Genomic DNA, 14880 nt, shown 5'->3' with positions numbered 1-14880 from the left:
GATGACCAGCGGGCTGGCGGTCTCCGCGCGCCTGGCGGACCGGGACTTCGAGGTGCGGCTGGACATTCCGCCCGGGGAAGTGCTGGCCGTGCTCGGCCCCAACGGCGCGGGAAAGTCGACACTGCTGGATGTGGTTGCCGGACTGGTGATTCCGGACGAGGGTCAGGTCCGGCTGGGCGAGCTGATACTGACGGATGTCGCGAAAGGCATTGCGGTGGCGCCGCATCGGCGGGCTGTCTCGTTGCTGGCGCAGGACGCTCTGCTCTTCCCGCACCTGTCGGTGGCCGCGAATGTGGCCTTCGGGCCGCGCAGCCGGGGTGTGCGCGGCCGGGCCGCCGCCGCTCTCGCGCGGGAATGGCTGCGCGCCGTCGATGCCGAGGAATTCGCGGACCGGTCGCCTGGGTCATTGTCCGGCGGTCAGGCACAGCGCGTGGCCCTGGCCCGCGCGCTGGCCGTGCACCCGCGGGTATTGCTGCTGGACGAGCCGATGGCCGCGCTGGATGTGACCGCGGCGCCCGCCATGCGGGCGCTGCTGCGGAGAGTCCTGCGGGAACCCGCGTCCGGCAGTGCGGACGACGAAAATGGCGAGTTGATCGCCACCGCACGGGATATCGCCGCGCATCCCGTGACGCTGCCGGATGCGCGGCCCATCGCCACGATTCTGGTGACACACGACATCATCGACGCGGTGACCCTGGCCGATCGGGTCGCGGTCCTCGAGGCCGGACGGGTGATCGAGTCCGGTTCGGTGGCTGCGGTATTGGCGCGGCCCCGCAGCCGGTTCGCTGCCCGGATCGCCGGAGTCAACCTGATCATGGGTGCGGCCGTGAGCGGCGGCAGCGCCGGGCTGGGTGCGGTCACGGACGGGACGGTCGAGGTCTTCGGCAGGTCCGAAGGCGAGTGGACGGCCGCCGGGCGGGCGGCGGCGGTGTTCTCGCCGGTGGCCGTGGCGGTGCATCTGGAGCATCCGGAGGGCAGTCCCCGCAATGTGTTCCGGGTGCGGGTGGCGGAGCTGGAGGATCGCGGCGGTCTGGTGCGGATACGCGGGGTGGACGGTCCGGGGGCGGCCGCGGGCCTGGCGGCGGATCTGACCCCGGCCGCGGTGGCCCAGCTCGGTGTGGTCCCCGGGACGGAGGTGTACTTCGCGGTGAAGGCGACCGAAGTAGAGGTCTACCCGTATTGACCTGCCGCCGGGGGCATTCAGGCGGCCGCCAGGGCGCGCAGGCCCTCGGCGCAGTTCGAATACCGTGGCTTCCAGCCGAGTTCGGCCTCGGCCTTGCCATTCGAGACCCGCATGCTCGCCCGCGTCATCTCGTACAGATACGCCATGGGCCGCAGCAGCGCGCCGGGCACGGTGAACGGCCTGGGCGTGCCGAAGGTTTCGGCCACCAGCCGCACGTGTGCCCCGAAGCCGAGCGGGCCGTCGTCGACGATGTTGTAGGCCGAGCCGGGGGTGCCGCCCTCGACGGCGGACGCCATGGCCGCGCCCGCGTCGGCGAGGTTGATCCAGGGCAGCACCCGCCCGTGGTCGTTCACCGCGGGCAGCTGCCGCTTGCGCAGCATCTCCACGATCGATTCGGTGCCGCCCGGCCCGTAGAAGAAGCCGTAGCGCAGTGAAATCCCCTCGATGCCAGGGGTGTTCAGCATGAGCTCCTCCTTCACGCGCATGCCCTCCAGGTGCCGGACGTCCGATCCCTTTCCGCCCCGGCCGAATTCGTCGGTCTCGGTGAGGACGTGGTCGCCGAAGTCGCGGTAGCCGTAGCCGAAGACCATCGATTCGGCGATCATGCGCCGTGCCCCGACCAGCTGTGCGGCCGCCACCAGGTTGGCGGTGCCGGTGACGCGCAGGTCGTCGGTGGCGTACATGTCCCGGTGCCGCATGGGTGCCTTGCGCAGCGCGGTGGCCGCGTGCACGACCGTGTCGACGGTCAACCCCTCGACCGCGCGCAGCAGCCGGTCGCGGTCCATCAGGTCGGCGACCACGTCGTTGCCGGCGCCCCGTCCGAGGGACAGGACCGTGTAGCCGTGCTCCTGCAGGGCGTGGGTGATGTGCCCGCCGAGGACGCCGCTCGCACCGGCCAGGAGGATGTTCTTGGTGTCGTTCATGTCCATGGGACAAGGAATGCCCGCCGGAAGTGACAGCACGCAGCTGTGATCCATGACACAGTTTCTGGCGTGACATTCTTGTCGCCGGATGCGTGCGCGCCCACAATCGGATCACGACGAACAGCTGGAGGACGCATATGACGCTGGATCTGAACAGCGACCTCGGCGAGGGTTTCGGCGACTACACCATGGGTGACGACGCCGCCATGCTGGACGTGGTCACCAGCGCCAATATCGCGTGCGGATTCCACGCCGGGGATCCGGCCATCATGCGCCGCACCTGCGCGCTGGCCGTCGAGAAGGGCGTCCGCATCGGCGCGCACGTCGGCCATCGTGATCTGCCCGGGTTCGGCCGCCGCGCCATCGCGATCGCGCCGGCCGCGCTGCGTGACGAGACGCTGTATCAGATCGGCAGCCTCGATGCCTTCGCCCGCGCTGCCGGAGACCGGGTGCGCTACGTGAAACCCCATGGCGCGCTGTATCACCAGGCCGCCGCCGACCGTGCGCTCGCCGACGCCATCGTCCTGGCCCTGCGGGAGTTCGATGCGCGGCTGGCCCTGCTGGGCCCGGCCGGTACCGAGCTCGAGCGGGCGGCGCTGGCCGCCGGAACCCCGTTCGTCGGTGAGGGTTTCGCCGATCGCGCCTATACGCCGGAGGGTCTGCTCGCGCCGCGCGGACTGCCGGGTGCGGTGCTCGGTGCGGATGCGGCGGTGACGCAGGCGCTGTCGATCGCGCGGGACGGCAAGGCGACCAGCGTGGACGGCGGCACGGTGGCGGTGACGGCGGCCAGCATCTGCGTGCACGGCGATACGCCGGCCGCGGTCGAGATGGCCCGCCGGATTCGGGCCGCGCTCGACGAATCCGGTACGCCTGTCCGGGCTTTCGCGTGATCCGGGGTGGATGACCATGACCGATCCCGGACAATTCGACGACGTCGGCGAGGTGCGGGCGGCGGGTGACCGTGCGCTGCTGGTGATTCCACCGCTGCGCGCCATGGTGGCCGATCTGGTGTCCGCCCTGCAGCCGCGTCCGACGGGGGTGGTCGATGTCCTGCCCGCCGCGGAAACCGTACTGGTGACGCTGGATTCGCCGCGGTCGGCGCTCTCGGTGCGAAAGCAGCTGCGGGTCCTGCTGGTCCGGCTCGACGCGGCGGCCCGGGTCACCGCCGGTGACCGCAGCCGGCCCGGTCGGTGGCCGGACCGGACCGGCCATCCGTTCGATGAGGTGGCCGGCAACGGCGCCCCTGTCGAACCCGTCGTGATCCCGGTTCGCTACGACGGCGAGGACCTGCCCGAGGTCGCGCGCCTGCTCGGCCTGACCGGAGCCGAGGTCGTCGCCCAGCACACCGGCACCGTATGGCGTTGTGCCTTCGTGGGTTTCGCGCCCGGCTTCGGCTATCTCGAATCGCCGGACGGCCGCTTGACCGTGCCGCGGCGCGCGCGAGCCCGCACCGCCATCCCCGCGGGCGCGGTGGCGCTGGCGGGCGGCTATTCGGCCGTCTACCCCCGCCGCAGTCCGGGCGGCTGGCAGCTGATCGGGACCACCGACCTCTCGATGTGGGACGTGGATCGGGAACCGCCCGCCCTGGTGCGCGCCGGTGCCCGGGTCCGATTCGTGGATGCGGGGACAGGCTCATGAGCGGATTACGTGTCGTCCGGGTCGGCCCCCTGGCCACCATTCAGGACCTGGGCCGCCCGGGCTGGTTCGACTCCGGGGTGGGCACCGCGGGCGCGGCGGACCGCGCTTCGCTGCGGCTGGCCAATCGCCTGGTCGGGAATCCGGAGGGTGCGGCGGGCATCGAGGTGCTGCTGGGCGGTCTGGAACTGCTCGCCGATCAGCACGTCACGGTGGCGGTGACCGGCGCCCCTGCCCCGGTCACCGTCGACGACCGCCCCATGGGCGCGGCCAGCGTGCTGGAAATCGAGGAGGGGCAACGGCTGCGGCTCGGCATCGCCGACACGGGTCTGCGCACCTATGTGGCGGTGCGCGGCGGCATCGAGGTCGCGCCGGTGCTGGGCTCCCGCAGCCGCGACACCCTCTCCGGCATCGGCCCCGACCCGCTGCATCCGGGCGATCTGCTCCCGGTGGGGAAGCCGCCGCGGGCGCTGCCCATCGTGGATGTCGCGCCGGTGCCGGCGCTGGGCAACGACCTGCTCACGGTGCGGGCCGTGCCCGGTCCGCGGGCCGACTGGTTCACCGACGCCACCGCCCTCTTCGCGGGCGAGTGGACGGTCTCCCCGGACACCGACCGGATCGGCGCGCGGCTGGACAGGCGCAGCGGTCCCGCCCTGCGGCGCAGCGTACCGAGTGAATTACCCACGGAGGGCATGGCTTTGGGCTCGGTGCAGGTGCCGCCCAGCGGTCAGCCCGTCGTCTTCCTGGCGGATCATCCGATCACCGGCGGTTATCCGGTGATCGCGGTGGTGGTGGACGCCGATGTGGACTGCGTGGCGCAGGCTCGCCCGGGTCAGGCCCTGCGCTTCCGGAAGATCGATTGACGCGGATTCCGTTGCGCTGCCGGAGGATCGCCGGAGTCGCTACTTCAGCGTCGCGTGCATGAGGTAGACGTTGTAGCTGTTCCACGCCGACATGGTGAAGTACAGGTCCTTCCCGCTCGACCACGGATGGATGTACCCGCCGTAGGTCGTCGGATAGTCGTCGGTGTCGACCAGGGTCACCGGATCGGTCCAGGTGCCCTGCGGTTCGGCGGCGGTGCGCAGCACGATGGCGTGGCGGTCCAGATCCAGGTAGATCATCTGCCACTGCCCGGTCGACTCGTCGTAGCGCACCGACAGCTCACCGGCGGTCCCGGACAGGATGGGCGTGGCCAGCTGTTCGTCGGGCCCCAGGGCAGGCACCCAGGTATCGGCGATCCAGTACTGGTAGGCCGACTTGTTGAGCACCTGGTCGGTGGGCACCCGGGCCAGCCCGATGGTGCCGAACCGCCCATTGGGCGTGCCGAACATGTACACGTACCCGTCGTGCGGTGCCATGCCCATGACCTGGAACCGTCCCAGCCCGAAGAAGTTGTCCCAGCGCGCCCAATCGGATTTGGTCCAGGTCGCGCCGTTGTCGTCGGACCAGGCCAGCCCGCCCAGATTGGTCCACCACATGCCCGGCTTGTGGCGACTCCACCGGGCCACCGACATGTACGTCAGGTACTGCCGCCCGTTCAGCGCGAAGCCGGAGGTCGGGATGGTGGTGATCTCGAAGTTGTCGACCTTGCGGCTGCTCAGGATCTCGGCGGCGTGACAGCGGCTGTCCTGGGCGAAGGTGTCCAGCCGCAGGCCCTGGGAGAGATCGCGATTGCTGCTGAACGCGATGGAGTTGCTGCGCCAGTCCTGGTCCCCGGTGCCCGCGCCGATCGGCCCCCAGCCCTTGCCGAAGGTGTCGCCGAAGGCGACGGCGATCTGCCCGGGTTCGGACTCCCACATGATGCCGAGGTCGGTGCCGTCCACCGACCAGCGCATATCGGTGCGATTGGTGGAGCCGTGCCCGGTCACCTGGTTCACCAGCGCCAGTGAGTCGAGCTCGGCCGGGGCCACGGGTGCGGCGACCGGCGCGGGAACCACGGGCTGCACGGCGGGCGCGGGCCGGGGCTGCGGTGGCTCGGGATCGCCGCCGGGCACCGGGATCGGGACGGTCTCCGGAATCTGGTCTATCCGGATGTGCGGCAGCTGAATCCCGCCGGAGCCGCTGCCGGCCTGCGGTGCGGGGGTGGGCTGGGTCGCCGCTTCCGGGGCAGGCTGGTCATCGCCGGTGCCGGGATTTCCGGAGGTGTCGGCCGGGTCGCCCGGCGGGTCGGCCGGATCACTCTCGGGCGCAAGGTTTTCCGGCTTGGGACTCTGGTCGTTGCGCAGGTCCGGGCACGGATTGACGCACGGGTCCGCGGGCAGTGGCGCGGGATCGCTGCGGGTGTTGTCCTGCCGCGGACCCGGAATCGGGACCGGCGTGAACTGCGGGACCGGGACCTGAATGTGGATGGTGTTGTCGGGCGGCTGCGGTTGCGGTTGCGGCAGTGGCACATCCGGGTCGGGTTCGCGGGCCAGCGGATCGAATCCCGTTTCGCCGCAGGCGTTCAACGGCGGCGGGGCCCACGGGGCCAAGGGGCCGGCGGTGGCGGGTGTGGCGGGCAGCAGCATGACCGCGGCCATCGCCAGGCTCGAGAGCGCCAGGGCCGCAGGTGCTTCGGAGCGCCGCGCAGTCATCCGTGGTGCGTCTCCTCGTCCGTGATCGGATCCACCTCACCGTAGTCGTCCGGGCCGTATCCGCGGAGCCGTCTCGCCGTGTCGCCGGAGGGGTGTGACCGAGCCGATACCTACTTCGGCTACGTACCGACCTGTCGGCGTGAATTGGCCGCAATGGCCAGGACCCCGCCCGCGTAGACCACCGCCGCGGCCACCACCATCGCCGGTGAGCGGCCGTCCGCCGGAATCAGCACCGCGGTACCCGCCAGCGCCAGCACGAAGGTGATGTTGAAGACCGTGTCCTGCAGGGCGAAGACCTGCCCGCGGTGCGCGTCGTCGATATCGATCTGCATGGCCGCGTCCCCGGTCAGCTTGATGACCTGGCCCACCAGCCCGAGCAGGTAGGCCGCCGCCAGCAACAGCAGCTCCGCCCGCCGCTCGGCGTCCCCGGTGGCGACGGTGATCGGCGTGACCAGGCCCAGCTGTACCGCGATCGCCGTCACCAGGCCGGTCACCACCGTCCGCGGCCGGCCGAGCCGGGGAATCAGCACCGGCGCGACCACGGCCGCCGTGAGCATGCCCGCCCCGGTCGCGGTGATGGCCGCACTGAATTTCGCGAGGTGCGTCCCCACCGCGGCCTCGTCGCCGCGGCGCAGCACCAGCACCATCAGCAGGGTGTCCGCGCCGAAGACGATGCGGTGCGCGCCGATCCCCAGGAAGGTCGTGGTTACCTCCCGGGACCGCCAGGCCGCGGTGGCGCCCTCGCGCAGTCCGCCGGCGATGGCCCGCACCGTGCTCCACCCGCCCCGCGCCGCGGCCTGCTCGCCGCGGTCGGGTCCCAGTGCGCGCGGCCGGAATCCGGCCACCACCAGCCCGCCGGCGATCGAACCGGAGGCGCTGGCGGCCGCTGCCACCGCCGAGGCGAAGTCGCCCGCCCCGATCAGCCCGATGATCGAGAAGGCCAGGCCCGCGCCCAGGATCGCGCACCCCGAGGCCACCGTCGCCAGCACCGAATTCATCGGGACCAGCCAGCGCTGGGCCAGCACCTTGGGCAGCGACGCGGACACGCCGGCGCCCACGAACCGGCTCACCCCGACCACGGACAGCGCGCCCAGCAGCAGCGGGGTGGCGTGCACCCCGGCCAGCAGGCCCGCCGCGGTCGCCACGATGAGCAGCGCGCGCAGCACGTTCGCGTAGAGCAGCACCCGGCGGCGATCCCAGCGGTCGAGCAGCGCGCCCGCGTACGGGCCGATGATCGAGTACGGCAGCAGCAGGGCCGCGAAGCCGCCGGCGATGGCCAGCGGATCGGTCTGGCGTTCGGGGTTGAACAGAATCGCGCCGGAGAGCGCGGCCTGGAACATGCCGTCGCCGAACTGCCCGGACAGCCGGACCAGCGTCAGCCGCAGGGTGCCGGGATTCTCGCGGAGCCCGGTCGCGACCGCGGCCAGCCGGGCGCGCAGGGTGGCCGGCGGCGGCGCCGCGGTCACCGGGACGGGTGCGTGGTCACCAGCGCGAAGACGGCCGCGCGCATATCGTCGGCCATGGGCAGGTTGTCGACGGTGTCGGCGTCGATCCACTGGTAGCGATCGTGTTCGAGGGGGTCCAGCCGGATCTCGGCGGCCTCGGTCTCGACCACGAAGCTGTATTTGCGTACCCGGGACTTGGTGCGGGTGGCGTAGTCGAATCCGCCCAGCACGTCGGTGATCCGCACGACGCTCAGCCCGGTCTCCTCGAACAGTTCGCGGGCCACGCAGTCGGCGAAGGACTCGCCGGATTCCACGCCGCCGCCGGGCAGTTCCCACATCCCCCCGTGCGAGCCTTCGGCGACACGCCGCACGACCAGCAGTTTGCCGTCCCGGAAGACGGCCACGCCCACCACGAAATGAGCGATCCCCTCGCTCTCGGCCTGTTGCCGGAGCTCGCGTTCGATGCCCGCGAGTGCCTCGGGTCGCATCCCCCTGCTCTCCCTCCCGTTTCGCTTGCGGCACATCATGATACGGTCGCCGACCGAAACCCGCTGGCGGGTACGACGGCATGTGGGCGGGCGTCACCACCGCGCACTCACAATCGCCGGGCATTTGCCCGGGCCGGTTGCCGAGAGCGTAGTACCTGGTCGGCGGCGTGCGGAGCAGCGCTGCTCTCACGCTAGAATTTAACCCGGAATTCAGGTTGGGCCGCCGTATCGGCCCCTACCCTGGAATCCGATCGGTGCTCGCCGGTGAGAGGAGTACGGCGGTGTCCACCCTCACGACACCACACATCGATATCCATCGTGGCGGCGACCGCATGAAAACCCGTGTGTCGTGGCTGGATTCGAAGCATTCGTTCTCGTTCGGGGAACACTACGATCCCGACAACACCCATCATGGCCTGCTGCTGGTCAACAATGAGGACATCGTCCTGCCCGGTGAGGGCTTCGAGACCCATCCGCACCGGGACATGGAAATCGTCACCTGGGTGCTGAGCGGCAGCCTGGTCCATCAGGATTCGCTGGGGCACAGCGGGGTCATCTATCCCGGCCTGGCCCAGCGCATGAGCGCCGGTACCGGCATCCTGCATTCGGAGAAGAACGATTCCTGGCGGATCGGCAATGTGCCCGAACACCAGGAGCCGGTGCATTTCGTCCAGATGTGGGTGGTGCCCGACGATTCCGGGCTGACCCCCGGCTATCAGCAGCTGGAGATCGACGACGAGCTGGCCGGCGGCGGCCTGATCACGGTGGCCTCGGGCCTGCCCCGCTACCGCGACCGCACCGCCATTGCCATCGCCAGCAGCCACTCCGCCCTGCACGTGGCCCGGATGTCCGGCGACGCCGCCGAGATCCGCCTGCCGGAGGCCCCCTACCTGCATGTCTTCATCGCGCGCGGCGAGGTGGAGATGGAGGGGGCGGGCACCCTGTACGAGGGTGACGCGGTGCGGTTGACGCGCAGCGGAGGCCAGCGGGTCACCGCGAACATGCCGTCGGAGATTCTGGTGTGGGAAATGCATGCCCGACTCGGCGGGCAATAGCATCGACGCATGAACCAGTACCCGCCACCGGGGCAGTACGGCCAGTACCCGCCGCCTCCGCCCGGAAACTATCCGCCGCCCGGCGGGCCGCAGTACTGGCAGGAATCGCCGCAGCGCAAGGGCATGGCGATCACCGCGATGGCCTTCGGCATCCTGGGTCTGCTCACCTTCTGGACGGTGCTGCTCACCATCGTCGGCGTCCTGTTCGGCGCGCTCGCGATCATTCTCGGCGTGATCGCCGCGATGAAGGCGCGCCGCGGCACGTCCGGCGGCTTCGGAATGGCGCTGGCGGGCGCGATCATGGGCGTCATCAGCCTGATCGGCGGCATTCTGGTCGGCGTGCTGGTGTGGGTCGTCTTCAAGGACACCGGCGGCACCGATCTGATCGACTGCCTGAACAAGGCCGGCGGCGACAGGTCCAAGGTTCAGCAGTGCCAGGAGGAATTCAACAAGCGCGTCGAGGACAAGTTCAGCGTCACGCTGACGCCCGCGCCTACCCGGTGACCGGATGGCACTCGCGGGTGGCGGCCAGCACCTCGGCCAGTTCGGGGCGAAAGTCCCCTTCCGGCGGGTGAATCCACGTGCGGTAGGCGCTGTGCTCGTCCGCGGGAGACGGCAGCACGATGGTGCTGCCCGGCTGCGCTACGGACGCGCAATCGCGGAAAAGGTCTGAGAACAAAGCGGTGTCGTAATACGAGTCGTCTGTGGGGCCGGTCAGGAAGGTCCAGCGGCCCGAGCGCGGGTGGGCGATGACGGGCCCGCAGCGGCGCCGGGCGACCAGATGGTCGCGGACCCGGTGGCCCAGGTCGGCGGGCATGGTCACGGCCCCGACCGCCCCGACCTCCAACATGATTCGGCTCAGTGCCGAGTCCACCACGCCGTAGAGGCCGTGCTCCTTGCGATAGCGCCGGCACCGAGCCAGCGCTTCCTGGGTGGCGGTATACGAGGACGGGTCCAGCGCGCTCATGGCGAACCTCCTGCTACCGACCTTAGAGCCGGGCTATCGGTATGACAATAGTCACACGCCAGTGAGTTCCCCGGCGTAGCATCACTGCTCATGGCACCCGTCTCGCCCACCGCCGCGCGGTGGGAGCTGGTCCTGCGATTGCGCGAACTGCGTGAGCAGTGCGGCTTCGATTCGGCGACCTTCGCCAAGCGTGTCGGCTTCACCCCCGCCAACTGGTCGCACGTGGAGAAGGGCCGGCGCGTCCTCACGGCGACCACCATCGGCCCGGTGCTGGAGCTGCTCGAGGTGGAGGGCGAGGAGCGCGCGGAACTGCTGGAACTGCTGGCGTTGAGCAAGGAGCGCGGCTGGTGGGCCAGGTCCTCGGCGCTGATCGGGCCGGAGCTGCAACGGTATTACGGCATGGAGCTGGGCGCGGAGAGCATCCGCAGCTACGACAGCCTGGTGGTGCCCGGGCTGTTGCAGACCGAGGAATACGCGCGGGCGCTCATCAGCGCCGACGTCATGATCCGTCCCGTCCAGGTGGAACAGCTGGTAGCGGTGCGGCTGAAGCGACAGGAACGGCTGCGCGGCGACGACCGGGTGGAACTCACCGCGGTGATCGGCGAGGCCACGCTGCTACAGCAGATCGGCGGCCCGAAAGTATTGCGCGGGCAACTGGAACATCTGGCAACACTGCTGGACGAGCTGGATTCCATTTCGGTGCGGGTGATTCCGTTCACCGCGACCCGGGGCGCACTGCTGGGCGGGTCGAGTTTCCATCTGCTGGATTTCGCTTCCGAGAATCTTCCGACCTTCACCTGGGTGGAGAGCGCGGTTTTCGGTGGGGCGGTGGAGGATTCGTCGCAGATTCGCGATCTGCGGTTCGCATTTGTGCGTGCGCTCGACCAATCTCTCGGTCGCGCAGAATCTTTGGAGCTCATCAAACGCTATTCGCAAGGGTAGGATACGCATGTGTAACGGTAAAATGCTGCCCATGCTAAACACCGCGAACTATCAGCCGGTATCCCGCGGCTGGTTCACGTCGTCACGTACCAATAACGGAAATCAGTGCGTGGAGGTTCGATTCGACGGTGATGCGGTGCTCATCCGCGACAGCAAGTACCGGCGCAATCCGGAACATCGCCTTGAAGACGAGCCCATCATCACCGTCGCCGCGACCGAATGGATGACATTCCTGGCCGCTGTGCTGGGCCGCCACTCCCTCCGCACCGCGCTCAGCGCGGAGACCGGTGCGGACGGCCACACCACCCTCCGGCACCGCGACACCACCCTGGTCTACACCCCTGGCGAATGGCGCGCCTTCATCGACGGGGCCCGCGACGGGGAGTTCGACCGGATACCAGTGTCAGCTTGAGCTGCCCTCGTTCCGATCTCAGCCGTGCGCCGAAGTCGCGGGGAGGCGGATCTGTGCATACTGGGGATCGTGACTTCGCAGCTGACGCCTCCCTCCGGTATCGACCTGTCCTTCCGTGACGCGGACGTACGGGTGCAGGACGACCTGTTCGCGCACGTCAACGGCAAATGGCTGGAGAGCTACGAGATACCGGCAGACCGGGCGGTGGACGGTGCTTTCCGCACGCTCTACGACCAGGCCGAACTGGATGTGCAGAAGATCATCCAGGACGCCTCGGCGGCCGATGCCGCGCCCGGCACCGAAGAGCGCAAGATCGGCGATCTCTACAACAGCTTCATGGCCGACGCGGCCATCGAGGCGGCGGGCCTGACCCCGATCGCCGAGGAGCTGGCCGCCGTGGCCGGCGTCGCCGACCGTTCGGACTTCGCCGCGCTCATCGGCCGCCTGCAGCGCACCGGCGTGGGCGGCGCGCTGGCCTTCTATGTCGACACCGACGACAAGAACTCCGCCCGGTACCTGGTGCACGCCACCCAGTCCGGTATCGGCCTGCCCGACGAGTCGTACTACCACAAGGACGAATACGCGGAGATCCGCGAGAAGTACGTCGCCCACATCCGCCGCATGTTCGAGCTGGCCGGGTTGGACCATGATGCCCAGCGGGTTTTCGAGCTGGAGACCAAGCTGGCCGCGGGTCACTGGGACGTGGTGCGCCGCCGCGATGCCGAATTGAGCTACAACCTCACCACTTTCGACGCGCTGGCCGCCGAGAACCCGGAATTCGACTGGACCGCCTGGACTTCCGCGCTGGCCGCGGGACTGGATCGCTCCGGTGCGGAGCTGTTCGCGGAACTCGTCGTGCGCCAGCCCGATTACGTGCGCACCTTCGCCCAGCTGTGGGCCTCGGAATCGCTGGCGGACTGGCAGGCCTGGGCGGCCTGGCGGGTGGTGAAGGCCCGCGCGCCGTACCTGACCGCGGATCTGGTGGAGGCCAACTTCGACTTCTACGGCCGCACCCTGACCGGCGCGCAGGAGAATCGGGAGCGCTGGAAGCGCGGCGTCTCCCTGGTGCAGGACCTGCTGGGCGAGGCCGTGGGCAAGCTCTATGTGGCCCGGCACTTCCCGCCGGAGGCCAAGGCCCGGATGGTCGAGCTGGTGGCGAATCTGCAGGAGGCCTACCGCCGCAATATCTCCGAGCTGGAGTGGATGGGCCCGGACACCCGGCAGGCCGCGCTGGCCAAGCTGGAGAAGTTCACCCCCAAGATCGGCTACCCGGAGGAGTGGCGTGACTACGCCGCGGTCACCGTGGATCCGGCCGACGTGGTGGGCAACTACCGCAGCGGCTACGCCGCCGAGCACGACCGCGACCTGAACAAGCTGGGCGGCCCGGTGGACCGCGGCGAATGGTTCATGACCCCGCAAACGGTGAACGCCTACTACAACCCGGGCATGAACGAGATCGTCTTCCCGGCGGCCATTCTGCAGCCCCCGTTCTTCGACATGAACGCCGACGACGCCGCCAACTACGGCGGTATCGGCGCGGTCATCGGGCACGAGATCGGCCACGGCTTCGACGATCAGGGCTCCAAGTACGACGGCGACGGCAATATGGTCGACTGGTGGACCGAGTCGGACCGCACCGAATTCGGCAAGCGCACCAAGGCTTTGATCGACCAGTACAACCAGTTCTCCCCCAAGGACCTGTCGGCGGACCACAAGGTCAATGGCGAGTTCACCATCGGTGAGAACATCGGCGACCTGGGCGGTCTCTCGATCGCCCTGGAGGCGTACCGGATCGCCATCGAGGGCCAGGACTCCCCTGTCCTCGACGAACTCACCGGCCTGCAGCGGGTGTTCTTCGGCTGGGCGCAGGTGTGGCGCACCAAGGCGCGCACCGAGGAGGCCATCCGCCGCCTCGCGGTGGACCCGCACTCGCCGCCGGAGTTCCGTTGCAATGGCGTGGTCCGCAACCTCGACAGCTTCCACGAGGCCTTCGATGTGCGGTCGGGTGACGAGCTCTATCTGGATCCCGCTGAGCGCGTGAAGATCTGGTAGTCCGGACCGGGCCCTCGCCGAGGTGGCGGGGGCCCCGGCCGGCTAACGCAGGCGCTCTTCGGTTTCCGCGTCGAAGAAGAAGAGTTCGTCCTGCTTGGGCGTCAGGAGCAGACGGTCGCCCAGCGCGACCCGGAAGCGCCGATCCACCCGCGCGACCACCCGGCCGGAGCGGCTGGACCATTCGTCGGCCACGCCGTGCGAGTAGACGAACGACTCCGAGCCGAGCTCCTCGAGCAGTTCCACCTCGACCGCGAGCGCATTGCCCGCATCGGTGGTGACCTCCCAGGATTCGGTCCGGATGCCGACGACCACGTTCTTGCCGTCGATATTGTGCGGCAGGGGAATTCGCAGGTCGTTCAGTACGGCCGCGCCCTCGCGGACCGGCGCGGTCAGCAGGTTCATGCCGGGCGAGCCGATGAACCCGGCGACGAAGGTATTGACCGGATCGTCGTAAAGCTCACGGGGAGCGGCGATCTGCTGCAGCTTCCCGTCCTTCATCACCGCGACCCGGTGCCCCATGGTCATGGCCTCGACCTGATCATGGGTCACGTACACGGTGGTGGTGCCCAGCCGCTTCTGCAGGGCCGCGATCTGCGAGCGGGTCGAAACCCGCAGCTTGGCATCGAGATTCGACAGCGGCTCGTCCATGCAGAACACCTGCGGCCGCCGCACGATGGCCCGGCCCATGGCGACGCGCTGGCGCTGCCCGCCCGACAGCCGCGCGGGCTTACGGTCGAGCAGGTCCTCCAGCTCCAGCATGGCCGCCGCCTCGGTGACGCGAACCCTGGTGTCGGCCTTGCTCATACCCGCATTGCGCAGCGCGAACCCCATGTTCTCGGCCACGGTCATATTCGGGTAGAGCGCGTAGCTCTGGAACACCATGGCCACGTCGCGCGAACGCGGCGGCAGGCCGGTCACGTCGAGTCCACCGATGCGAATGTGCCCGGCGGTCACCGCTTCGAGACCCGCCAGCATGCGCAGACTGGTGGACTTGCCGCAGCCCGAAGGCCCGACCAGCACCAGGAATTCGCCGTCGGCGATGTCCAGGTTCAGGTCGTCGACCGCGGGGCCGGGCGCACCCGGATAGGTGAGGGAAACTCCCTCGAACTGCACAGTCGCCATGCCGGCGCTCTCCTTGTCCAATGCTCACGCTGCCGGGGGCCTCCGTGGTTGCGCAGGCTGCCGCCTCCGGCCCCTGACGTCAG

Annotated in this window: 15 protein-coding genes; 9 read left to right on the top strand and 6 right to left on the bottom strand. The window is 69.5% G+C overall.

Annotated features, from left to right (window positions below; translation table 11 throughout):
* The first annotated feature begins 1 nt into the window (after position 1).
* Positions 2–1183 carry a sulfate/molybdate ABC transporter ATP-binding protein gene (locus ACFXHE_RS18635; protein ID WP_379384541.1) on the top strand — a complete coding sequence of 394 codons (1182 nt, stop codon included), beginning with the start codon at positions 2–4 and terminating at the stop codon, positions 1181–1183.
* Positions 1184–1200: 17 nt separating this feature from the next.
* On the opposite strand, the gene ACFXHE_RS18630 is transcribed toward ACFXHE_RS18635, so the two are convergent.
* Positions 1201–2112 (bottom strand): NAD-dependent epimerase/dehydratase family protein, encoded by a 912-nt coding sequence (locus ACFXHE_RS18630; protein ID WP_379384539.1) that lies wholly within the window; start codon positions 2110–2112, stop codon positions 1201–1203.
* A gap of 131 nt (positions 2113–2243) precedes the next feature.
* Here ACFXHE_RS18630 and ACFXHE_RS18625 point away from each other — a divergent pair, with 131 nt between their 5' ends.
* From ACFXHE_RS18625 to ACFXHE_RS18615, 3 genes are read left to right on the top strand one after another with little or no spacing between them, the layout of a single operon-like run.
* Positions 2244–2996: a LamB/YcsF family protein gene (locus ACFXHE_RS18625; RefSeq protein WP_379384537.1), complete on the top strand. Its 753-nt coding sequence runs from the start codon at positions 2244–2246 to the stop codon at positions 2994–2996.
* A gap of 16 nt (positions 2997–3012) precedes the next feature.
* Positions 3013–3744, top strand: coding sequence for an allophanate hydrolase subunit 1 (locus tag ACFXHE_RS18620; protein ID WP_379384535.1), 732 nt, complete (start codon positions 3013–3015; stop codon positions 3742–3744).
* Positions 3741–4604: a biotin-dependent carboxyltransferase family protein gene (locus ACFXHE_RS18615; RefSeq protein ID WP_379384533.1), complete on the top strand. Its 864-nt coding sequence runs from the start codon at positions 3741–3743 to the stop codon at positions 4602–4604. Before ACFXHE_RS18620 ends, ACFXHE_RS18615 begins: the two co-directional genes overlap by 4 nt.
* A 39-nt stretch (positions 4605–4643) precedes the next feature.
* On the opposite strand, the gene ACFXHE_RS18610 is transcribed toward ACFXHE_RS18615, so the two are convergent.
* The 3 genes from ACFXHE_RS18610 to ACFXHE_RS18600 form a co-directional block, all read right to left on the bottom strand.
* Positions 4644–6314 (bottom strand): DUF4185 domain-containing protein, encoded by a 1671-nt coding sequence (locus ACFXHE_RS18610; protein WP_379384531.1) that lies wholly within the window; start codon positions 6312–6314, stop codon positions 4644–4646.
* A 119-nt stretch (positions 6315–6433) separates the two neighbouring features.
* The gene (locus tag ACFXHE_RS18605; RefSeq protein ID WP_379384530.1) at positions 6434–7780 is read right to left on the bottom strand and encodes an MFS transporter; all 1347 of its coding nucleotides are present in this window, start codon (positions 7778–7780) and stop codon (positions 6434–6436) included.
* On the bottom strand, positions 7777–8247 hold the full coding sequence (locus ACFXHE_RS18600; protein ID WP_379384528.1) for an NUDIX hydrolase: 471 nt from the start codon (positions 8245–8247) through the stop codon (positions 7777–7779). Before ACFXHE_RS18600 ends, ACFXHE_RS18605 begins: the two co-directional genes overlap by 4 nt.
* Before the next feature lie 281 nt (positions 8248–8528).
* On the opposite strand from ACFXHE_RS18600, the gene ACFXHE_RS18595 reads away from it, so the two are divergent.
* Together ACFXHE_RS18595 and ACFXHE_RS18590 are read left to right on the top strand one after the other, a co-directional pair.
* Complete coding sequence (locus ACFXHE_RS18595; protein WP_379384526.1) at positions 8529–9302, top strand: pirin family protein; 774 nt, start codon at positions 8529–8531, stop codon at positions 9300–9302.
* A 9-nt stretch (positions 9303–9311) separates the two neighbouring features.
* Entirely contained in the window at positions 9312–9806 is a 495-nt protein-coding gene (locus ACFXHE_RS18590) for a DUF4190 domain-containing protein (RefSeq protein ID WP_379384524.1), read from the top strand.
* On the opposite strand, the gene ACFXHE_RS18585 is transcribed toward ACFXHE_RS18590, so the two are convergent.
* Complete coding sequence (locus ACFXHE_RS18585; protein WP_379384522.1) at positions 9796–10269, bottom strand: hypothetical protein; 474 nt, start codon at positions 10267–10269, stop codon at positions 9796–9798. The genes ACFXHE_RS18590 and ACFXHE_RS18585 overlap by 11 nt on opposite strands.
* A gap of 90 nt (positions 10270–10359) precedes the next feature.
* On the opposite strand from ACFXHE_RS18585, the gene ACFXHE_RS18580 reads away from it, so the two are divergent.
* From ACFXHE_RS18580 to ACFXHE_RS18570, 3 genes are all read left to right on the top strand, one after another.
* Positions 10360–11211, top strand: coding sequence for a Scr1 family TA system antitoxin-like transcriptional regulator (locus ACFXHE_RS18580; protein WP_379384520.1), 852 nt, complete (start codon positions 10360–10362; stop codon positions 11209–11211).
* 31 nt (positions 11212–11242) lie between these two features.
* Positions 11243–11623 (top strand): DUF397 domain-containing protein, encoded by a 381-nt coding sequence (locus ACFXHE_RS18575; protein ID WP_379384518.1) that lies wholly within the window; start codon positions 11243–11245, stop codon positions 11621–11623.
* A gap of 69 nt (positions 11624–11692) precedes the next feature.
* Positions 11693–13675: a M13 family metallopeptidase gene (locus ACFXHE_RS18570; protein ID WP_379384516.1), complete on the top strand. Its 1983-nt coding sequence runs from the start codon at positions 11693–11695 to the stop codon at positions 13673–13675.
* 42 nt (positions 13676–13717) lie between these two features.
* On the opposite strand, the gene ACFXHE_RS18565 is transcribed toward ACFXHE_RS18570, so the two are convergent.
* Positions 13718–14797 (bottom strand): ABC transporter ATP-binding protein, encoded by a 1080-nt coding sequence (locus tag ACFXHE_RS18565; RefSeq protein ID WP_379384514.1) that lies wholly within the window; start codon positions 14795–14797, stop codon positions 13718–13720.
* Positions 14798–14880: the final 83 nt, after the last annotated feature.

This window comes from Nocardia sp. NPDC059229, assembly GCF_042754165.1.
Taxonomy (GTDB): domain Bacteria; phylum Actinomycetota; class Actinomycetes; order Mycobacteriales; family Mycobacteriaceae; genus Nocardia.
Note: the sequence above shows the minus strand (reverse complement) of the source record. Positions and strands in the feature narration are given on the sequence as shown.